Annotated in this window: 15 protein-coding genes; 6 read left to right on the top strand and 9 right to left on the bottom strand. The window is 68.1% G+C overall.

Annotation, left to right across the window (positions count from 1 at the left end; translation table 11 throughout):
• Positions 1-23: 23 nt before the first annotated feature.
• Entirely contained in the window at positions 24-1115 is a 1092-nt protein-coding gene (rsgA, locus tag D7X96_RS22950) for a ribosome small subunit-dependent GTPase A (RefSeq protein WP_120547057.1), read from the bottom strand.
• A gap of 344 nt (positions 1116-1459) precedes the next feature.
• Here rsgA and D7X96_RS22945 point away from each other — a divergent pair, with 344 nt between their 5' ends.
• Positions 1460-2197 carry a MerR family transcriptional regulator gene (locus tag D7X96_RS22945; RefSeq protein ID WP_120547056.1) on the top strand — a complete coding sequence of 246 codons (738 nt, stop codon included), beginning with the start codon at positions 1460-1462 and terminating at the stop codon, positions 2195-2197.
• A gap of 67 nt (positions 2198-2264) precedes the next feature.
• Here the strand turns inward: D7X96_RS22945 and D7X96_RS22940 are convergent, their stop codons facing one another.
• Positions 2265-3008: a hypothetical protein gene (locus D7X96_RS22940; protein ID WP_147442657.1), complete on the bottom strand. Its 744-nt coding sequence runs from the start codon at positions 3006-3008 to the stop codon at positions 2265-2267.
• A gap of 273 nt (positions 3009-3281) precedes the next feature.
• On the opposite strand from D7X96_RS22940, the gene D7X96_RS40040 reads away from it, so the two are divergent.
• The 4 genes from D7X96_RS40040 to D7X96_RS22920 all read left to right on the top strand — a co-directional run bounded on the left by D7X96_RS40040 (position 3282) and on the right by D7X96_RS22920 (position 14197).
• Positions 3282-3452: a hypothetical protein gene (locus D7X96_RS40040; RefSeq protein ID WP_158626615.1), complete on the top strand. Its 171-nt coding sequence runs from the start codon at positions 3282-3284 to the stop codon at positions 3450-3452.
• A 130-nt stretch (positions 3453-3582) separates the two neighbouring features.
• On the top strand, positions 3583-4458 hold the full coding sequence (locus D7X96_RS22930) for a hypothetical protein (RefSeq protein WP_120547053.1): 876 nt from the start codon (positions 3583-3585) through the stop codon (positions 4456-4458).
• Positions 4459-4682: 224 nt separating this feature from the next.
• Positions 4683-12104: a HAMP domain-containing protein gene (locus D7X96_RS22925; protein WP_121770715.1), complete on the top strand. Its 7422-nt coding sequence runs from the start codon at positions 4683-4685 to the stop codon at positions 12102-12104.
• A gap of 119 nt (positions 12105-12223) precedes the next feature.
• Positions 12224-14197, top strand: coding sequence for a hybrid sensor histidine kinase/response regulator (locus D7X96_RS22920; protein ID WP_120547051.1), 1974 nt, complete (start codon positions 12224-12226; stop codon positions 14195-14197).
• Here D7X96_RS22920 and D7X96_RS22915 read toward each other — a convergent pair.
• From D7X96_RS22915 to D7X96_RS22890, 6 genes are all read right to left on the bottom strand, one after another.
• Positions 14194-15105, bottom strand: a complete 912-nt coding sequence (locus tag D7X96_RS22915; protein ID WP_244219692.1) for a DUF3396 domain-containing protein — start codon at positions 15103-15105, stop codon at positions 14194-14196. The genes D7X96_RS22920 and D7X96_RS22915 overlap by 4 nt on opposite strands.
• Positions 15102-15800 (bottom strand): hypothetical protein, encoded by a 699-nt coding sequence (locus D7X96_RS22910; protein WP_244219691.1) that lies wholly within the window; start codon positions 15798-15800, stop codon positions 15102-15104. Before D7X96_RS22910 ends, D7X96_RS22915 begins: the two co-directional genes overlap by 4 nt.
• A gap of 98 nt (positions 15801-15898) precedes the next feature.
• Complete coding sequence (locus D7X96_RS22905) at positions 15899-16822, bottom strand: DUF3396 domain-containing protein (RefSeq protein WP_121770714.1); 924 nt, start codon at positions 16820-16822, stop codon at positions 15899-15901.
• Positions 16819-17517, bottom strand: a complete 699-nt coding sequence (locus D7X96_RS22900; protein ID WP_244219690.1) for a hypothetical protein — start codon at positions 17515-17517, stop codon at positions 16819-16821. Before D7X96_RS22900 ends, D7X96_RS22905 begins: the two co-directional genes overlap by 4 nt.
• Positions 17518-17615: 98 nt before the next feature.
• Positions 17616-18554, bottom strand: a complete 939-nt coding sequence (locus D7X96_RS22895) for a type VI immunity family protein (RefSeq protein ID WP_244219689.1) — start codon at positions 18552-18554, stop codon at positions 17616-17618.
• Positions 18551-19267 carry a hypothetical protein gene (locus D7X96_RS22890; RefSeq protein ID WP_121770713.1) on the bottom strand — a complete coding sequence of 239 codons (717 nt, stop codon included), beginning with the start codon at positions 19265-19267 and terminating at the stop codon, positions 18551-18553. The genes D7X96_RS22895 and D7X96_RS22890 overlap by 4 nt, the downstream gene beginning before the upstream one ends.
• Positions 19268-19514: 247 nt before the next feature.
• On the opposite strand from D7X96_RS22890, the gene D7X96_RS22885 reads away from it, so the two are divergent.
• On the top strand, positions 19515-21302 hold the full coding sequence (locus D7X96_RS22885; protein ID WP_158626614.1) for an eCIS core domain-containing protein: 1788 nt from the start codon (positions 19515-19517) through the stop codon (positions 21300-21302).
• A 7-nt stretch (positions 21303-21309) separates the two neighbouring features.
• Here the strand turns inward: D7X96_RS22885 and D7X96_RS22880 are convergent.
• Positions 21310-21784 (bottom strand): EamA family transporter (locus D7X96_RS22880; RefSeq protein WP_147468372.1); only part of this gene is annotated, 475 nt, incomplete at its 5' end.

Raw genomic sequence — 21784 nt, 5'->3', positions numbered from 1 at the left:
CGCGCCGCGCCCGGGATGTCTGTCTATTCGCCGCGCTTCAAGCGCGCCCGCGCCGGCCCCTCCTTGGACCGGTTCCGCTCCAGCCGCTTGTGCTCCCGCTGCGCGACGGCGTCCGTCTGACGGCGCTGGAAGGCCTGCTCGCGCTGGAGCTTCTCGAAGCTCGCGCGCCGCTCCTCGGAGAGCGTGCCGTCCTCCACCGCCGCCCGCACCGCGCAGCCCGGCTCACGCTGGTGGCCGCAGTCGTTGAAGCGGCACCCGGCGGCCAGCGTGAGCACGTCCGCGAAGGCCTGGGCCAATCCCTCGTCATCGTCGCCCCACAGGCCCAGCTCGCGCATGCCGGGCCCGTCGATGATGAGGCCGCCGTGCTCCAGCACGAACAGCTCGCGGTGCGTGGTGGTGTGCTGGCCCCGGTCGCCCTCCGCCAGCACGGGCTGGGTGGCGAGCCGTGCGTCGTCCAACAGCCGGTTGGTGAGCGTGGACTTGCCCACACCGGACGAGCCCAGCAGCACGCCCGTCTTGCCGGGAGGAAGCCGCGCGCGCACCTCCTCCACGCCCAGGCCCGTGCGTGCGCTCACCGCGAGCACGTCCACGCCGGGGGACAGGGCCTCCACCTCCAGGACGCGTGCGGCCGCGTCGTCCGCGAGGTCCGCCTTGCTGAGGAGCACGACGGGCGTGGCGCCGCTGCTCCAGGCGACCGTGAGGGCGCGCTCGATGCGGCGGGGGTTGAAGTTGCCATCCAGTCCGGTGACGAGGAACACCACGTCCACGTTCGCGGCGATGAGCTGGGCGTCGTGTTCGCTGCCCGCCTCGCGCCGCTTCAGGAGGCTGCGGCGGGGGAGCACGGCGTGCATCAGCGCCTCGCCGTCACCGGACGCGGGCGGTTGCAAGAGGACCCAGTCTCCCACGGTGGGCAGGGCCTCCACGCCCTGGGCCTGATGGAGGAGGCGTCCCGAGGCGCGCGCGAGGAAGGCCGCGCCGGCGGTCTGCACGGTGAGCAGTCCCCGCTGCTGACGCACGACGCGCCCGGGGACGAGGTTGTTGGATGACGACTGCGAGACGAGAGACGACAGGGAGACGTCGAGGTCGGGACCCCAACCGAGGATTTCGAGTGACACTTGAGGAACTCCGGGCAGAGCGATGCCACGGGCGCGTGGGAGGGTACTCCGGGGCGCCGGGCGGAAAAGGAAGCAGGGCTCGCGCTGCGACGGACGACGGTGCTGCTACGACCGGCTCAGCGGATGAGCGCCCGCGTGGCGGACAGGGCCGCGACGACAAGGGGCGGAGTCATCAGGACAGGTCTCCTCAAGGGTGCGCGTCACCACCGGCGGTCATCGCCGTTCGCGTGTGCAAGGACCCTAGCAACTCCTGCGTGCGTTTTCCCACTTGAACCTCACGCAACGTGAGGTTGTACCCATCACATCCAGTCACGAGGAAGGCCGTGGCTGGAAAGGGGTGAGGCATGCAGCACACGGAGCTGAAGGTGGGAGAGCTGGCCCGGCGCACGGGGCTGTCCATCCGCGCGCTGCATCACTACGACGAGATTGGACTGCTCAAGCCCTCGGCGCACACGGAGTCGGGGCACCGGCTGTACACGGCGGCGGACATCGCCCGCCTGAGTCACATCCTGTCGCTCAAGCAGCTCGGGTTCTCGCTGGAGGAGATTTCCGAGACGCTGGGCCGGGCGGACTTCTCCGCCCTGCGCGTGGTGGAGCTGCGGCTCCAGCGGGCCCGGGAGCAGCTGGCGGAACAGCGTCAGCTCTGCGACCGCCTGGATTCCCTCGCACGGCAGCTGAGAGCGGCGGAGCCCGTCTCCGCCGACGACTTCCTACAGACCATCGAGGCCATGACCATGTTCGAGAAGTACTACACCCCGGAGCAGCTGAAGGAACTGGAGGCCCGCCGCCAGGCGATGGGCGACGACGCCATCAAGGAAGTGGAGGCCGAGTGGCCCCGCCTCATCGCGAGCATGCGCGAGCAGATGGAACAGGGCGCCGACCCCGCGTCCGAGCCGGTGCGAGCCCTGGCCACGCGCTGGCGCGAGCTGGTCCGCGCCTTCACGGGCGGCAACCCCGGCATCGAGAGGTCGCTCCAGACGCTGCACCAGCAGGAGCCGCAGGTGGCGCAGCGCCAGGGCCGTGACCCCCAGCTCATGGAGTACGTGGGCCGGGCCATGGCCTGTCTGGACGCGCCGAAGTAAAGCCAGACACGGCGACGGCCGCCAGTGAAGGACTGGCGGCCGTGGCTGTCATCGCGAGGCATCCAGGCTACTGGCCGATGGTGCCCGCGGACGACCCATTGGAGCCGCTGGTGCCGGTGCCGCCGACGCCGCCCATGGTGCCGCCGGAGCCGCTGGTGCCGGTGCCGCCGACGCCGCCCGTGCCGGTCGTGCCGCTGGTGCCGCCCGTGCCGGTGCCGCCCGGGTTGATGACGGTCGAGCCGTTGGACTCGGTGCCGGGAGCGGTGGAGCCCGTGGTGCCGGTGCCCGAGCCGCCAATGGTACCGGTGCTGCCCGAGCCGCCAATCGTGCCGGAGCTACCGGAGTTGTCACCGTCCACGGTGCCCGTGTTGGTGCCGGACCCACCGTAGGTGCCGGTGCTCGTGCCGGTGGACGGCGCGGTGCTCCCGGTGCCGAAGGTGTCCGAGCTGGAGCCGGTGGTGCCGGAGCCCGTGCCGATGCCGCTGGTCCCGGTGCCGCCGGTGCCGGAAGTGCTGCCGCCGGTGGTGCCGGTGCCGGTGGTGCCCGGGGTCGTCGTCACGCCGGAGCCAGATCCGCCCGTGCCGGTGGCGGTGTTACCCGTCTCCACGCCCGTGGAGTTGGTGGTGCCAGGAGAGACCGTGCCGGTGGAGTTGGCGGAGCCCGTCTGCCCGCTGTTGATCATCTCGGGCGAGCCGCCCGAGGAGCCAGGGGTCGTCCCGGGGCTCGACCCGTCGCCTACCTGCTGGGCAAACGCGCTGGTGGAGAGGAGGAAGCTGAAAGCCAGTGCCGCAGTGCCGATGGAGCGTCGCATGTCTGGAACCCTTTCCCGTCGCTGGAGGCCTAAAGCTGTGTGCTTCAGCGGACAGGGCAACCCTTTGGATCCACCCGGCACATGGCAGGCCGGCAGCTCGCAGGTCATTCATGGGACGAAGCACCCGGGGCAGGGGTTGCACGCACGCGCGCCGGCTTCACGCATGCGGCGCAGCAAACCGTCCCGGCGCGGCTGGAGTTGATCCACGAAGCACTCGGGATGTTCGCGCCGAGCGTCCATCCAGAACGCCATTGTCTGTCGCCAGGCTTCGACGTGAGGACGCGTGCGACGGTCGTCACGGCGGTCCAGGGCCACACGGGCTCCACCGTCATGGAGGCGTCCGGCTCGAACACGCTCCAGCGCGGCCAGGAGCCCCACGAACATGAGGCCGGGCACGCACAGTCCGAGGCCCACGAGCCGCATCCGCCGACGGAAACGCCATGAGAAAGGCATGCCCTCCACGGATTGCAGGGCATGGGCCAGCTGCGGGGTGTCCAGCAGGCGGGCATTCGTGACGCGCCGAGCGGTCTTCGCGCCATTTCTGTGCTGTCCTCCGGTCCAGGGAGGCGCGTGCGTGAGCGGACGGGAAGGGCATCTGGCCGCGGGCCGCAAGAGCATGCGCCTGGCGCGAAGCGTGAGCGCCCGTGCCTGGCCGCTCACGCTCGTCATCGCCGCGGGCCTGGGCCTGCTGCTCTACGTCTCCACCACCAGCCTGCCGTACCTCATCGCCTCACCCGCCGGGGACGCGCACCTGGGCGCGCTCAATGACTGTCTGGCGCGGCAGCTGGAAGGGGCCACGCGGCTGGGCTGGGCCGTGGCGCCGGATGCTTCGCGCGCCGCGGTGTTCGGGCCCCGCGTCATTGCCATCTGCGGCGAGGACGGTTCGCACTCGCGCCTGGAGATCGCCGGCGCCACCGCGCTCGCCTTCGACGGCGAGCGCCGCCTGTGGGCCGCCGCCGGAGGCCACCTGCTGCGCGAGCGCGACGGCGCGCTCCAGCCGGTGGGCGACATCGCTCCGCCGGAGTGGCTGATCGGCCACGCGGGCGGGGTCCTCGCCCTGGATGCCACCGGGCTGCTCGTCTCCATCGCGCCGGACGGCAAGGTGCTGGCCCAGACCCAGCTGCCAGGGCCTGGAGGCCGTCTGTCCATCGGCCCCGGCGGCGTGCTGGCGGCGGTGGAGTGGGGCGGCGGCGTCATCGTCTACGACGCCCGCACCCTGGAGCTCGTGCGCGCGGAAGCCCCGTGCACCGTGGAGTTCCTGTGGTGGCTCGACACCGCGGATCAGGTCCTGCTGGCCTGTGGCGGGCCGTCCTCGCTGCGCTTCGATGTCCGCACCGGCGCCCGTGAGACCGTGCCTGCTCGCACGCGCACGCCTGCCCGAAGGCTCTCGGGGCGGGCGCTGTACGTGCAGGGGTGTGATGGCTTCCCGTGCACCGCCTCACCCCCTTGAACCTGTTATGGGGAGGTTCCGCCCTGGGCCGGTGACTCGCTGAACCGGGGCTTCCGGGGTTGGTGGGGTTCACGTGCGGGCACGACGTTCAGTGCCTGACACCCAGGGCCTCTCCACCCCGGCTTTACATTCGACAAACCCGCGAACTCATTGGACGTTCCTGGGATCGCGGGCCGGTTTCGCAGTACCGGTCGCAACGCTTTCGCCGATCAGGGGTTTCACTCGTGGACGACACCAAGGCTTCCAGCTCCTCCGCTCCCCGCAAGCGCACCAATGGCCGAAAGACGGCCGGGGCCGCCGCAGGCCAGGACGCTGGCCTTCCAGCCACCCGGTCGCAGGGCAATGTCGCGGCCAACCGGCTGAGCGACGTGGAGGCGACGCGCGCCGAACCCGCCCGCCGAACTCCTGCTCGTGGCCGCAACGGCAACAGCCGCTCCTCCTCGGACGACCTGCGCCCCGGCGGTCCTCCTCCGCTCCAGCAGCTGCTGGCGGCGCTCCGGGCCGTGCAGGGCGGTGACTTCTCCGTGCGGCTGCCCTCGGGCGCGCAGGACGTGGTCATGGATGAGATCGCCCGCGCGTTCAACGCGGTGGTGACGCTCAACTCCACGCTCACCCACGAAATCGTCCGCGTGGAGCGCGTCGTCGGCCGCGAGGGCCGCATGGGCGAGCGCGTGGGCCTGGGCGACGTGCGCGGCGACTGGGCCACCAGCGTCCAGTCCATCAACGCCCTCATCGGCGACCTGGTGCAGCCCACCACGGAAGTCGCGCGCGTGCTGGTGGCGGTGGCCGAAGGCGACCTCACCCAGAAGATGGCCCTCGAAATCGACGGCCAGCCCGTGAAGGGCGAGTTCCTCCGCATCGGCACCACCGTGAACGCGATGGTGGATCAGCTCAACAGCTTCGCCGCGGAAGTGACGCGCGTCGCGAAGGAGGTGGGCACCGAAGGAAAGCTGGGCGGCCAGGCCGACGTGAAGGGCGTGTCCGGCGTGTGGAAGGACCTCACGGACAACGTGAACGTCCTCGCCGGCAACCTCACCGCGCAGGTGCGAAACATCGCGGAGGTCACGACGGCGGTGGCCCGCGGCGACCTGTCCCGCAAGATCACCGTGGACGTGAAGGGCGAGGTTCTGGAGCTCAAGAGCACCATCAACACGATGGTGGATCAGCTCAACAGCTTCGCCTCCGAAGTGACCCGCGTCGCGCGCGAAGTGGGTACGGAAGGAAAGCTGGGCGGTCAGGCCGCGGTGTCCGGCGTGTCCGGCACGTGGAAGGACCTCACGGACAACGTGAACTTCATGGCGTCCAACCTCACGACGCAGGTGCGCGGCATCGTGAAGGTGGTGACGGCGGTCGCCAACGGCGACCTCACCCAGAAGCTGATGGTGCCGTCGCAGGGTGAAATCGCCGCGCTGGGCGCCACGCTGAACAACATGACGGACACGCTCAACGTGTTCGCGCAGCAGGTGACCAGCGTCGCGCGCACGGTGGGCGTGGAGGGCAAGCTGGGCGCCCAGGCCCAGGTGCCCGGCGCCGCGGGGACGTGGAAGGACCTCACGGACAACGTGAACCTGATGGCGTCCAACCTCACCAGCCAGGTGCGCAACATCGCGGAGGTCTCCACCGCGGTCGCGAACGGTGACCTGTCCCGCAAGATCACCGTGGACGTGAAGGGTGAGGTCCTGGAGCTCAAGAGCACCATCAACACGATGGTGGACCAGCTCCGCGCCTTCGCAGCGGAAGTGACCCGCGTCGCGAAGGAAGTGGGTACGGACGGCAAGCTGGGCGGTCAGGCCGCGGTGCCGGGGGTCGGCGGCACGTGGAAGGACCTCACGGACAACGTGAACAGCATGGCCTCCAACCTCACCACCCAGGTGCGCAACATCGCCCTGGTGACGACGGCGGTGGCCACCGGTGACCTGTCCAAGAAGATCACCGTCGACGCTCGCGGCGAAATCCTGGAGCTGAAGAACACCATCAACACGATGGTGGACCAGCTCAACAGCTTCGCCTCGGAAGTGACCCGTGTGGCCCGCGAGGTGGGCACGCACGGCAAGCTGGGCGGTCAGGCGGAAGTGAAGGGCGTGTCCGGCACGTGGAAGGACCTCACGGACAACGTGAACTTCATGGCGTCCAACCTCACGACGCAGGTGCGAGGCATCGCCAAGGTGGTGACGGCGGTCGCGAACGGCGACCTCACCCAGCGCCTGAAGATGGAGGCCAAGGGCGAGGTCGCGGAGCTCGCGGACACCATCAACGCGATGACCCAGACGCTCTCCATCTTCGCGCAGCAGGTGACGGACGTCGCGCGCACGGTGGGCGTGGAGGGCAAGCTGGGCGCCCAGGCCGTGGTGCCGGGCGTCGCGGGCACCTGGAAGGACCTCACGAACAACGTGAACCTCCTGGCGAACAACCTGACGGACCAGGTCCGTAACATCGCCGAGGTGACGACGGCGGTCGCGAAGGGCGACCTGTCCCGCAAGATCACCGTCGACGCGAAGGGCGAAGTCCTGGAGCTCAAGAGCACCATCAACACGATGGTGGACCAGCTCCGCGCGTTCGCCGCGGAAGTGACGCGCGTCGCGAAGGAAGTGGGCACGGACGGCAAGCTGGGCGGCCAGGCCGACGTGAAGGGCGTGTCCGGCGTGTGGAAGGACCTCACGGACAACGTGAACAGCATGGCCTTCAACCTCACCACCCAGGTGCGCGGCATCGTCAAGGTGGTGACGGCGGTGGCCGACGGCGACCTGTCCCAGAAGCTGGTGATGGAGGCCAAGGGCGAGATCGCCGCGCTCGCGGACACCATCAACGCGATGACCCAGACGCTGTCCGTCTTCGCACAGCAGGTGACGGACGTCGCGCGCACGGTGGGCGTCGAGGGCAAGCTGGGCGCCCAGGCGGAAGTGCCTGGAGTGGCCGGCACGTGGAAGGACCTCACGAACAACGTGAACCTGCTGGCCAACAACCTCACGGCCCAGGTGCGAAACATCGCGGAGGTCACGACGGCGGTCGCGAACGGCGACCTGTCCAAGAAGATCACCGTCGACGCGAAGGGCGAAGTCCTCGAGCTGAAGAGCACCATCAACACGATGGTGGACCAGCTCCGCGCGTTCGCCGCGGAAGTGACGCGCGTCGCGAAGGAAGTCGGTACGGAAGGCAAGCTGGGCGGCCAGGCCGACGTGAAGGGCGTGTCCGGCGTGTGGAAGGACCTCACGGACAATGTGAACGTCCTCGCCGGCAACCTCACGGACCAGGTGCGCAACATCGCCAAGGTCACGACGGCGGTCGCGAACGGCGACCTGTCCCAGAAGATCACCGTGAGCGTGAAGGGCGAGGTGCTGGAGCTGAAGAACACCATCAACACGATGGTGGACCAGCTGCGCGCCTTCGCTTCGGAAGTCACCCGCGTCGGTAAGGAAGTGGGTACGGAGGGCAAGCTGGGCGGCCAGGCCGCGGTGCCCGGCGTCGCGGGCGTGTGGAAGGACCTCACGGACAACGTGAACGTCCTGGCCGCGAACCTCACGGACCAGGTGCGCAACATCGCCAAGGTGACCACGGCGGTGGCCTACGGCGACCTGTCGCAGAAGATCTCCGTGGAGGCGAAGGGCGAAATCCTGGAGCTCAAGAGCACCATCAACACGATGGTGGACCAGCTCCGCGCGTTCGCCTCCGAAGTGACCCGCGTCGCGAAGGAAGTGGGTACGGACGGCAAGCTGGGTGGTCAGGCCGCGGTGCCCGGCGTGGCCGGCACGTGGAAGGACCTCACGGACAACGTGAACAGCATGGCGTCCAACCTCACCAGCCAGGTGCGCAACATCGCGCTGGTGACGACGGCCGTCGCGAACGGTGACCTGTCCAAGAAGATCACCGTCGACGCGAAGGGCGAAATCCTGGAGCTGAAGAACACCATCAACACGATGGTGGATCAGCTGAACAGCTTCGCTTCGGAAGTGACCCGCGTGGCGCGCGAAGTGGGCGCGGAAGGAAAGCTGGGCGGTCAGGCGGAGGTGAAGGGCGTGTCCGGCACGTGGAAGGACCTCACGGACAACGTGAACTTCATGGCCCGCAACCTCACGACGCAGGTGCGCGGCATCGTGAAGGTGGTGACCGCGGTCGCCAACGGCGACCTCAAGCAGAAGCTGGTGGTGGACGCGAAGGGCGAAGTGGCCGCCCTGGCGGAGACCATCAACAACATGACCGACACGCTGGGCATCTTCGCGGAGCAGGTCTCCACGGTGGCCCGCGAGGTGGGCGTGGAAGGGAAGCTGGGCGGCCAGGCCCGCGTGCCCGGTGTGGCCGGCACGTGGAAGGACCTCACGGACAACGTGAACTTCATGGCCTCCAACCTCACCACCCAGGTGCGCGGCATCGTGCGCGTGGTGACGGCGGTGGCCAACGGCGACCTGACCCAGAAGCTCATCGTGGACGCGAAGGGCGAAGTGGCGGCGCTCGCGGACACCATCAACAACATGACCGACACGCTGGGCACCTTCGCGGAGCAGGTCTCCACGGTGGCCCGCGAGGTGGGTATCGAAGGAAAGCTGGGCGGCCAGGCCCGCGTGCCCGGCGCGCGCGGCACGTGGCGGCAGCTGACGGACAACGTGAACCAGCTGGCCGGTACGCTCACCAGCCAGCTGCGCGCCATCTCCGACGTGGCCACCGCCGTGACCAAGGGCGACCTGACCCGCAGCATCACGGTCGTCGCCGAAGGCGAGGTCGCGGCGCTGAAGGACAACATCAACCAGATGATCGTCAACCTGCGTGAGACCACGCAGAAGAACCAGGAGCAGGACTGGCTCAAGACGAACCTGGCGAAGTTCAGCGGCATGATGCAGGGCCAGAAGTCCCTGGACGCCGTCAGCCGCCTCATCATGAGCGAGCTGACCCCGCTGGTGTCCGCGCACCACGGCGCCTTCTTCCTCAGTGACCCCGAGGGCGGCATGCCGTCCCTCAAGCTCACCAGCACCTACGCGTACCGGGAGCGCAAGCACCTGGCGAACCGCTTCCGCCTGGGCGAGGGCCTGGTGGGGCAGTGCGCGCTGGAGAAGAAGACCATCCTGCTGACGCGCGTGCCGTCGGACTACATCACCATCTCCTCCGGGCTGGGTGAGTCCGCGCCGCTCAACATCATCGTCCTGCCCGTCCTCTTCGAGGGCGAGGTGAAGGCCGTCATCGAGCTGGCCTCGTTCCACCCGTTCAGCGCCATCCATCAAATCTTCCTGGATCAGCTGACGGAGAGCATCGGCGTGGTGCTCAACATGATCATGGCGAACATGCGCACGGAGACGCTGCTCTCCGAGTCGCAGCGCCTGACCCAGGAGCTCCAGAGCCAGTCGCGCGAGCTGACCCAGCAGCAGGACGAGCTCAAGCGCACCAACATCGAGCTGGAGGACAAGGCGAAGGAGCTGGCGGACCAGAACACCCGCGTGGAGGAGAAGAACCGCGAGGTGGAGCTGGCGCGCGTCAGCCTGGAGGAGAAGGCGGAGCAGCTCACCATCATCTCCAAGTACAAGAGCGAGTTCCTGGCCAACATGAGCCACGAGCTGCGCACGCCGCTCAACTCGCTGCTCATCCTCGCGAAGCTCCTGTCGGACAACAAGGACGGCAACCTCTCCACCAAGCAGGTGGAGTACGCCAACACCATCTACGCGTCCGGCGGGGACCTGCTCAGCCTCATCAACGAAATCCTCGACCTGTCCAAGGTGGAGGCGGGCAAGATGCAGGTGGAGCCCCGGGACATCGTCCTCACGGAGCTCAACCAGTTCATCGAGCGCAGCTTCCGTCCGGTGGCGGACCAGAAGGGCCTCACCTTCCAGGTGGAGGTGCTCCCGGGCACGCCGCGCCACGTGCGCACGGACCCGCAGCGGCTGCAGCAGGTGCTCAAGAACCTGCTCTCCAACGCCTTCAAGTTCACGGACGAGGGCGGCGTGAAGCTCACCGTGCGCCAGGCGGACAAGGGCATCCGCTTCGACCACGAGACGCTGCGCCGCTCGCGCAACGTGCTGGCCTTCGCGGTGAAGGACACCGGCATCGGCATCGCCAAGGACAAGCAGCGCATCATCTTCGAGGCGTTCCAGCAGGCGGACGGCTCCACCGCGCGCAAGTACGGCGGCACCGGCCTGGGCCTGTCCATCAGCCGCGAAATCGCCAAGCTGCTGGGCGGCGAAATCCGCCTGGAGAGCGAGCCGGGCAAGGGCAGCACGTTCACCCTCTACCTGCCGCCGGAGTACCAGGGCGCGGATGACGATGTGTCCCAGGGCTCGGAGACCTCCAGCCGCGCGCTGGGGGCCCTGCCGGAGCCGCTCATCACCTCGCCCGTCTCCAGCACCGCCACGCCGCCGCCGCTGGCCTCCACGCCTCCTCCCGTGCTGGAGCCGCAGGCCCACGTGCTGGACGCCGCGCTGCCCCCGCAGGTGGAGGGCGCGCACACGCCCGTCGTGGTGGAGGACGACCGCGACCTCATCCGCGAGGGTGACCGCACCCTGCTCATCATCGAGGACGACCTGAAGTTCGCCCGCATCATGGTCCAGATGGCGCGCGAGAAGGGCTTCAAGGCCCTGGTCGCCACGCGCGGGGACAGCGGCCTGTCCATGGCGCACGAGTACCAGCCGGACGCCATCACCCTGGACATCCAGCTGCCCGTGGTGGACGGCTGGAGCGTGCTGGACCGCCTCAAGCGCAACCCGCGCACGCGCCACATCCCCGTCCACATCATCAGCGTGATGGACAAGCACCTGGGCAACACCCAGGGCGCGTTCGGCTACCTGACCAAGCCCGTGAGCAAGGAGGGCCTGGAGCGCGTCTTCGGCCAGCTGTCGCGCTTCCTGGAGCGCCGCGAGCGCCGCCTGCTCGTCATTGAAGACGACGACGTGCAGCGCAGCAGCCTCACCCAGCTGCTCAGCGATGGCGGCGACGTCGTCGTCACCGCGGTGGCGTCCGGCCAGGAGGCCCTCCAGAAGCTGGAGGAGAACGAGTACGACTGCCTCGTCATCGACCTGCTGTTGCCCGACATGGACGGCATCAAGCTGGTGGAGGAGGTGAAGACGCAGCAGCGCTTCCGCGACCTGCCCATCGTCGTCTACACCGGCCGTGAATTGACGCCCAAGGACGAGTCCCGCCTGCGGCGCTACACCGGCAGCGTCATCCTGAAGAGCGGCGCGAAGAGCCCGGACCAGCTGCTCAGCGACACGGCGCTCTTCCTGCACCGCCTGGATGAGAACCTCCCGGCGCGCGCACGGGCGGCCCTGGCGCAGCGCAACGACCAGGACGCACCGCTGGCCGGCAAGAAGGTGCTGCTGGTGGATGACGACATGCGAAACATCTTCGCGCTCACCAGCGTGCTGGAAAATCACAGCATGCAGGTCGTCTTCGCGGAGAACGGGCGGGCCGCCATTGAAATGCTCGGCCAGCACCCCGACGTGGACGTCGTGTTGATGGACGTGATGATGCCGGAGATGGATGGCTATGAGACCATGCGTGCCATCCGCAAGGACCCCAAGTACGCCAGCCTGCCCATCATCGCCGTCACCGCGAAGGCGCTGAAGGACGACCGGGAGAAGTGCATGGCCGCCGGCGCGAGTGACTACCTGCCCAAGCCGGTGGACACCGACAAGCTGTTGGAACTGGTCCGGCTCTGGGTGAGTGCTTGATACTCAACGAGGGCGATCCACCCTCCCGCCCCCTTTGCACTTCCGTCTGGAAGGGGGCGGACCTAGCCTTGTTCGCCGTGTCTCGGGTCCCCTGACCCACGCGCTCCCCCACTGCGCACATGAACTCCACTGAGCACACTCCGGAACGTCCCCAGGAAGCCGCCGCGTCGCCGCGCGCGGCCATCCTGATGGTGGACGACCATCCGGCCAACCTCCTGGCGCTGGAGGCCATCCTCGAGCCCCTGGGCCAGGACCTGGTGAAGGCCACCAGCGGCGAGGAGGCGCTCAAGCAGCTGTTGCAGCGCGACTTCGCGGTCATCCTGATGGACGTGCAGATGCCGGGGCTGGACGGGTTCCAGACGGCGGCGCTCATCAAGCAGCGCGAGCGCACGCGCACCATCCCCATCATCTTCCTCACCGCGCTCAGCCGTGACGCGGCGCATGTCTTCAAGGGCTACGCGCACGGCGCGGTGGACTACCTGCTCAAGCCCTTCGACCCGGAAATCCTCCGCTCGAAGGTCAGCGTCTTCGTGGACCTGTTCCTCAAGGAGCAGCAGCTCCAGCGCCAGGCGGCCCTCCTGCGCCAGCGCGACCGAGAGGCCCTGGAGCGCCAGAGCGCGCTGCGCTACCGCCGGCTCACGGAGGCCCTGCCGGAGCCCATGTGGGCGGCCCGCGCGGACGGAGCGCTGACGTACGCCAACCGGGCCTGGCGGGAGTACACCGGCCACCAGGAGGGGTATGAGCTGTCGCTCTCCTCCTTCCTCCAGGACGTGCACCCGGCGGACCGCGAGCGCATGCGCGTGGTGTGGAGCGACGGGCTGGAGCAGGTGCATGGCAGCACGCAGGAGTTCCGGCTGCGGCGCAAGGACGGCGTCTACCGCTGGCACCTGGCGCGCGCGGTGCCCGAGCACGACGAGCACGGGGCGCTGGTGGGCTGGCTGGCCATCGCCACGGACATCGACGACAAGCGGCGCGCGGAGGAGGCGCTGGCCCGCTTCAAGACGACGCTGGACGCCACGCTGGACTGCGTCCTGATGTTCACCCCGGACACGCTCACGCTCGCGTACGCGAACGCGGGCGCGGCCAAGCAGCTGTCCTCCTCCGTGGAGGAGCTGGTCGGCCTGTCGGTGCTGGAGGTGGAGGGCGCCTTCGACGAGACGGGCTTCCGCAAGCTGCTGGCGCCGCTGATGTCCGGCACGCTGCCGTCGCAGACGTACTCCACCAACCACCGCCGCCGCGACGGCACGGAGGTGCCGGTGGAGGTGGTGCTCCAGTACGTGGCGGAAAAGGAGGGCCCCGGCCGCTTCATCTCCGTGGCGCGCGACATCACCGAGCGCCAGCGCGCGGAGACGGCGCTGCGGCTGGCGAGCGAGGCGAAGGACGCGTTCCTCGCCGCCGCGAGCCACGAGTTGCGCACGCCGCTGGCCGCGGCGAAGGGCCACGCGCACCTGGCGCTCCTGAAGCTGGGCGGGCAGACGGAGGCCGGCCCGGGCAAGTCGCTGCAGATCATCAACCGGCAGATCGACCGCATGGCGAAGCTGGTGGAGGACCTGCTGGACATCAGCCGGCTGCAGGCGGGCCGCCTGTCCCTGGAGCTGGAGCCGTTTGATTTGTCGCAGCTGGTGCTGGAGACGCGGGACCGCATGGCGGTGCTGTCGCAGACGCACGAGCTGAAGGTGGAGGTCCCCGAGCACCTGGAAGGCACGTGGGACCGGGGGCGGTTGGACCAGGTGCTGACGAACCTGTTGTCCAACGCCATCCGCTATTCGCCGGAGGGTGGCCAGGTGCTGGTGCGCCTGGCGGCCGAGGGCGACAGCGGCGTGCACCTGTCCGTGAAGGACCAGGGCGTGGGCATCCCCAGCGAGAAGCAGCGGCTCATCTTCGAGCGCTTCGGCCGCGCGCACGGCAGCAAGTACGGAGGCCTGGGGCTGGGGCTCACCATCAGCCAGGGCATCGTGGAGCAGCACGGCGGCCGCATCTGGGCGGAGTCCACGGGGAAGGTGGGCCAGGGCTCCACCTTCAACGTCTGGCTGCCCCGGCGCACGGAGGCCCAGGCGGCGACGCCGACGGAGTCCTCGCGCACGCCGAGCTAGAGGAACCGGCGGATCCACCGGTTCGTGTCGCTCTCATGGAGGGACAGTCCCTCCGCTTCGTGCTGGAAGAGGAAGGGCTCCATCAGGCGGGCCAGCGCGCGGTACTGGGGAGGGATGGCCTTTTCCTGCGTGTCGATGGGGTCTGGCCATTCGTCCAGCGTGACGAGCACGCGGTCTCCGTCCATGGGAAGCAGGGAGACCTCGGGGAAGGGGAGCGCGTTGCGGAGCGCGGCGATGCCGCCCAGCCGGCCCAGCAGGGGCTGACCGAGGAACGTGAGCCAGGCGGGTGCCAGGGCCCGGGTTCCGAGGATGGAACTGAATCTCGTGGCATGAGGCGCATCCAGGCCGGGATAGCGAGCGAGGAGCGCTTCGGTGATGTTCCAATCGCCTGCGGCCCAAGAGCCTTGTGTCGAAACAAGGGCGAAGCTGGCGTAACCGAAGTTGAAGGGCAGCTCACGAGCCAGCTCGAGCGCCAGGGTGCGAAGGCGGGCCACGCCGTGCTCCACGAGGTACTCCGTGGGGAACGTGAACGCCAAGGTGGTAATGGGAGCATCATGAAAGGGGCTGTCGAGCCGTCGTCCGTAGTATTCGACCTGATAGCCGCCGGTTTCACTGGGGCTTTCCCTCAACTCAGCGGTCCTGCCGCCGCCACCGGTGCGTCCAGCCACCTCCTCACGGTTGTGTTCCCATCCTTCGTCGTCGAGTGGGACCATGTCGCCGTCCGCTGACGTGTACCAATTGAGTGAGCCGGGCGGAATGACGCGAAGGTAGGCCTCGATCGCGCGCCAGACCGCTGAGCCGACCTCCGAGTAATCACGATGGATGAAATAGGAAAAGACAATGCCGTCCCGTGCCGCGAGCCAATCGTTCCTGCCTCGAAGCCTGATGATTGGATAGGTCTCGTTCACGGTGGCACGACTCCCTGGGTGGGCGAGATGAGCAGGGCCCGGCCGCCCAATGCTCTTTCGTAGATATTGTTTTGAAAACTGTCTGCGTATGGGCTGCTGCTACCATAGCGAGTCCACTGTGGCAGGTTGCTGCTCGGGCACGGGAACTTGAAGTCCAGCGTGAGCACGGACTTCAGCAGCTGGGTGCGGTTTTCGTGAAGCACGATGTCCGGCTTGATGGTGCCCCGGAGTTCGTCGGTGCAGCCATCGGCGAGGAGCCGCGCTTCCTTCTCCTTGCTGATGCTCTCCACCATCCGGGCGTTCGGATAGTAACGGTAGCGCTGCTCGATGCTGAAGGGCGCGGGCCACAACTTCTTCAGCACCTGCTCCGCACACGCCAGGGCAAGCACGTGCTTCTGCCTGCCCAGGAACATGGCTCGGGTCACGGGATTGCCGCAGCGGTCCTTCTCAACAACCTCGGCGCACTCCTGCCGCGTCGGAGGCCGGTCGTGGAAGTAGCGTGCGTTCCCCAAGTGCTCGGCTTGCACCGCGCACGCGGCGAGTCCCTTCTCCAGTTCGTCCGCGTCGTGCTCCTGCTGCATCAAGCCAATCAGGACGGGCGCCGCACGGACCAGGGTCGAGGCCGCGGCCCTCGTGGACGCCTGCTCCGCCACGTAGGCCGCGTACCGTGCCTTCCCGGCGGTCTCTGAATCCACGAACCCCAGCTCCCCGTGCCGGGAATGCCGAGAGCCACTGGCACATGCCGTTAGCAGGGCACAGGCGACCCAGAGACTCATGCGCTGTCGAACTGCCATCAGGGTTGAAGGAATCGGCGGATCCACCGGTTCATGTCCTGCTGGTAGAGAGGGAGCTCTTTCTCTTCGCCTTCGTACTGGAAGAGGAAGGGCTCCATCAGGCGGGCCAGTGCACGGTACTGGGGGGGAATGGGCTTTTCCTGCGTGTCGATGGGGTCCGGCCAGTCGTCCAGCGTGACGAGCATGCGGTCCCCGTCCATGGGATGCAGTGAGACTTCCGGGAACGGAAGCACTTTCCGGAGCGCGGCGATGCCGCCCAGCTGTCCCAGCAGAGGCTGGCCCAGGAACGTGAGCCAGGCGGGTGCCAGGGCATGCGTGCCGATGACTGAGCTGAGCTGCCTGTTGTTGTATGCGTCCAGCCCCGGGTACCGGGCGAGGAGTGCCTCGGTGATGGTCCAGTCGCCTGAGCTGAACAAGCCTTGGGGGGAGACGATGGCGAAGCTGACGTAGCCGAAGTTGAAAGGCAGCTCGTGACCCAGTTGGAGCGCAAGGGCTCGCAGGTGTGAAGCTCCGTGCTTTTTGAGGTACTCAGTCGGGAACGAGAACGACACCGAGCCGATGGGGTCCTTGAGAATGGGATCCCCGAGCCGCCTCCCGTAGTACTCAAAGTGGTAGCCGCCAGCCTCGCTCGGGGTTTCCAAGAGCTCAATGGGGCGGAGGCCGTTCCAGGGCGACTCCAGCAGACACCTCCGGATGTAATCCAAGCCGGTGTCATCGAGTGGAGCCATCTCGCCGTCGTCGTCCGGGTACCAGCTCAACGTTCCGGGGGGAATGGCTTGAAGGTAGACCTGCAGGGCGCGCCATGCGGCAGGCGCGAAATCCTCGGGGTTCCGATGGATGAAGAAGGAGATGACAACGCCATCCCGGCCGGCGAGCCAGCCTTTCCTGGCGCGCAGCTGGATGACTGGAAATGCGTCACTCATGGCGGCTTCACTCCATTGCCTGGTGAGATGAGCAGAGCCGGTCCGCCCAGTGCGGCTTCATAAACTTCACCCTGGTTCTTGCCGACGTAGGGACTGCCGGGGCCATACAGCGCCCACTTTGGCAGGTTGCTGTCGGGGCACGGGAACTTGAAGTCCAGCGTGAGCACGGCCTTCAGCAGCTGGGTGCGGCTCTCGTGAAGAACGATGTCCGGCTTGATGGTGCCCCGGAGTTCTTCGGTGCAGCCATCGGTGATGAGCCGCGCTTCCTTCTCCTTGCTGATGCTCTCCACCATCCGGGCGTTCGGGTAGTAGCGGTAGCGCTGCTCGATGCTGAAGGGCGCGGGCCACAGCTTCTTCAACACCTGCTCCGCGCACTGAAGGGCGAGCACGTGCTTCTGCCTGCCCAGGAACATGGCTCGGGTCACGGGATTGCCGCAGCGGTCCTTCTCGACAACCTCGGCGCACTCCTGCCGCGTCGGAGGCCGGTCGTGGAAGTAGCGTGCGTTCCCCACCTGCTCGGCTTGCGCCGCGCAGGCGGCGAGTCCCTTCTCCAGTTCGTCCGCGTCGTGCTCCTGCTGCATCATGCCCATCAGGACGGGCGCCGCACGAACCAGGGTCGATGCCGCGGCCCTCGTGGATGCCTGCTCCGCCACGTAGGCCGCGTACCGTGCCTTCCCGGCGGTCTCTGAATCCACGAACCCCAGCTCTCCGTGCCGGGAATGCCGTGAGCCACCGGCACATGCCGTCAGCAGGGCACAGGCGACCCAGAGACTCATGCGCTGTCGAACTGCCATCAGGGTTGGAGGAACCGGCGGATCCACCGGTTCGTGTCCTGCTGGTAGAGAGGGAGCTCTGTCTCTTCGCCTTCGTACCTGAAGAGGAAGGGCTCCATCAGGCGGGCCAGCGCGCGGTACTGGGGAGGGATGGCCTTTTCCTGCGTGTCGATGGGGTCCGGCCAGTCGTCCAACGTGATGAGCACGCGGTCTCCGTCCATGGGGAGCAGTGAGACTTCCGGGAACGGAAGCACTTTCCGGAGCGCGGCGATGCCGCCCAGCTGTCCCAGCAGGGGCTGGCCCAAGAACGTGAGCCAGGCGGGGGCCAGGGCTCGGGCGCCGAGGATGGAGTGGAACCCGGTGCCGTGGTGGAGGTCCAGGCCCGGATAGCGAGTGAGGAGGTCCTCGACGTGGTCCCACTTCGCCGCGCCCGACATGCCATGGGACGAGGTGATGGCGAAGCTGGCGTATCCGAAGTTGAACGGAAGCTCGCGAGCGAGCTCCAGCGTCAGTGCGCGGAGATGGGCCGCACCATTTCCCAAGAGGTAGTCCGTGGGAAACGTGAATGACACCGAGTTGATGGGTGCCTTGCCGAACGGCGTATCAAGCGGATGGCCTTCGTACTCGAAGATGTAGCCGCTGGAGACTTCACCTCCGCCGGGGCTCTCCGACAGGCTCGCGTTCCCGCTGTATCCCCAGGGGCGCTCGAGCATCTGTTGGCGAACCACCTCCCAGCCCTTGTCATCAAGCTCCAGGATGTCGCCGTCATCCGTGCCGTACCAACCCAGCGAGCCCGGAGGAATGGCTCGAAGATAGGCCTGCAGCGCACGCCATACAGCGGGCGCGATCTCCGTGTGATCGCGGTGGATGAAGAAGCTGAGGCCAATGCCATCGCGAGCCGCGGGGAGCGGGGGCGAGCCTTTCGACCACAGGCGGATGACAGGGTATTCCCTGATCATGGTTTCACCTCCTTTACGCCTGTACGAGGCGAAATGAGCAAGGCCTGCCCTCCCAGGGCTTCCTCGTAGACGGTTCGCTGGGACCTGCCGGCGTAGGAGCCTGTGTCATACCTCGCCCAGGTGGGCCCGTTTGTGTCCGGGCACGGGAACTTGAAGTCCAGCGTGAGCACGGACTTCAGCAGGAGGCTGCGGTCCTCGTGGAGCACGATGTCCGGCTTGATGGTGCCCCGGAGTTCATCGGTGCAGCCATCGGCGATGAGCCGCGCTTCCTTGTCCTTGCTGATGCTCTCCACCATCCGGGCATGGGGGTAGTAGCGGTAGCGCTGCTCGATGCTGAAGGGCGCGGGCCACAGCTTCTTCAGCACCTGCTCCGCGCATGCCAGCGCGAGCACATGCTTCTGCTTGCCCAGGAACATGGCCCGGGTGACCGGGTTGCCACAGCGGTCCTGCTCCACCACCTCGGCGCACTCCTGCCGCGTCGGAGGCCGGCCATGGAAGTAGCGTGCGTTCCCCACCTGCTCGGCTTGCACCGCGCAGGCGGTGAGCTGCTTCTCCAGTTCATCCGCGTCGTGGTCCTGTTGCATCAGCGCGAGCACGGCCGGCGGAATGGCCCGAACCAACGGGGAGGCCATGGCCAGGGTCGCGGCCCTCGCGGAGGCCTGCTCCGCCACGTAGGCCGCGTGCCGTGCCTTGCCGGCCGTCTCCGAATCCACGAACCCCAGGTCTCCGTGCCGGGAATGCCGTGAACCCCCGGTACACGCCGTGAGCAACGCACCCACCACCCAGAGACTCGTCACGGGACGCACGCGCCGGACTCTATTGCCTCCTCCAGCTCCGGCGATGTCCATGCTTGAAGGAGTCACCTGGATTCCAAGGACCATGGCCGCGCTCGCGTGTGCTGTGCGCCCTGGTGTAACAAGACACTTCACGAGACACGCCTGATACATGGGAGCACGGACCTTGGACGCTCGGCACGGTTGGATCTCCCCCTCGCTCCTGGCGCAGGCCTGCGCTGGGGGACAGGCACTCCCACCGCGGCTGCGTGCCCGGTTCGAGCGCGCCTTCGGGGCCGACCTGAGCGCCGTTCGCCTGCACGAGCATCCCCTCGTCGCGAGGCTGGGAGCACAGGCCCTGTGCTGGGGCGAGCGGATCCTCTTCGCTCCGGGAACCCTGGAACACGACCTGGCTCGCGGCGGCCGGATCCTCGCGCACGAACTGGTGCATGTGCTGCAACAGCGCGCGGGGCGCGTCCCTCACGGAAACGGTGGGGCCGGGCTGCTCGTGGATGGAGCCCTCGAAGCAGAGGCCGAGGCCCTGGCGGCACGGGCCCTGTCGGGTGCGCGTGACTGCTGGACGGGCGCGGGCCGGGGGACCTCGCCCACTCCCGCGCTTCAGGCGTACCACGTCGTCCCGAACGCCCAGTTCGGCGCCCAGCACGTCAACCTCCACAACGCCACCTTCGAGACGCAGCGGGACGGCCTGCGGCCCCAGCCCTACCCGAAGACGAACCCCGACAGCTTCCTCATCGATGCCGGCACGGCGAACGTCATGGTGCGCGCCCACAACCAGGTCGCGCTCCGGTTCTCGGATGACAACGAGCTCGCCGTCGAGGACACCAATCCCCGCCACGAGCAGGCCAAGCACTTCTTCGCCACCGACCGCGCCATCGACCGGTGCAACCGCGCGCTGCGTTCCGCGGGCTCCAACTACCGGATCGCCAAGGTCCCCGGGCCCCGCTACCTCGAAGTCGGTCCCCCCGCGCAGCCAGGCTGCCTGCCCTTCCTGAGCGGTCCGGGACCCAAGCGGCTGTTCCAGGTGGCCATGTCCGAGGACGGGCTGTTCGATCCCCCCGTGTCGCAGAACTGCAACGAAATCTCCGGCAAGGTCATGGGGGAGCAGCAGGACTCGCGGCGCACCGTGAGGCTCAACCCGTCCGGCAATCAGCTCTTCCTCAACCTCCCGCGCTGGCAGCTCGGAGGATGGGCCCATGCCTACCCGACCCATGGCGACATCCCCTTCCGGCTGGCGGTGCTCATCACCACGTTCCTCTTCCATGGACAGGGCGAGGGCCCCAACGCCGCCGCGGCCCGGCAGCGCGCGGTCAACGACTACCAGGTGGGATTGCAGAACGCGCTGGTGGGCGCCAACACCCCTCCGGCCCAGATGGCGGCGCTCGCGGGCTTCTATGGCCCCATTGGCCGCAACTACGGCCGGTTGGTGAACCGCGTCCGCGCCAACGCCGCCATGACCCTCAACGGCGTCAACCTCAACGCGGCCACGCTGGGCGCACGCTACGAGCAGCTGCTCTTCCGGCTGGGCCTCAACTCCCATGCGAACCCGCGCGTGGGCGACGCGTTCCAGACCTACTCCGTGGGCGCCATGGAGCGCTATCAGGACGCCCAGCACCGCAACTGGATGCGGATGCGGGACGAGGTCGCTCCCCGCCCGGCAGCGCCCATCCCTCCGCCCGTCTACTGCGAACCGGTGTGGGAGTATCACTGGGGCGGCGTGGTCGCGGAGAGCGGCGCGGACCGCATCACCTTCGAGAACTACGCCCGCAACTACGAGGACCGCGATGGTCCCCAGCTCCATGGCGGCGAGCAACGAGGCTTCTTCCAGATGACCCGCGTGCCCACCCAGGTCAATGATCCGCTCATCGCCCAGTCCTGGCACGAGAGCTGTTACGCCCACGGCTTCGCCAATGCCCTGACGTTGTGCGTCTCCAAGCTCAGCCGCTGCGGGCGCTAAAGCCGGCTCAACGCCTTCCTCGCGCCAGCAGCATCACCGCGACCAGGATGGCGCCCATCGCCGCCCAGGTCAGGGGGCCCAGCGTCTCTCCCGCGAACACCACTCCCAGGAGCACCGCCACCGCCGGGTTCACGTACGCGTAGCTCGTCGCGAGCGCCGGCCGTGCGTGCCTCAGCAGGTACCCGTACGCGCTGAACGCCACCAGCGAACCGAACACCACCAGATACACGAACGACGCCAGCGCGCGCGCGGGCACCACGTCCGCCATCCGCTCCCCCAACCCGAAACTCACCCCCATCATCATCACGCCCGCGCTCAACATCTGCGTCGCCGGCGTCATCAACCCCGCGGCCATCGGCAGCCTCCGGCTCCACACCGACCCGAAGGCCCACGCCATGGGCGCCACCACCACCGCCAGCGCCGCCACGCCTCCGCCTCCCATGTCCCCACCCAGGTTGAGCAGCGCCACCCCCGCGAACCCC

It is taken from the genome of Corallococcus interemptor (genome assembly GCF_003668875.1).
Lineage (GTDB): Bacteria > Myxococcota > Myxococcia > Myxococcales > Myxococcaceae > Corallococcus > Corallococcus interemptor.
The sequence above is the reverse complement of the archived record's forward strand: the minus strand, read 5'-3'. Positions and strand labels throughout refer to the sequence as shown.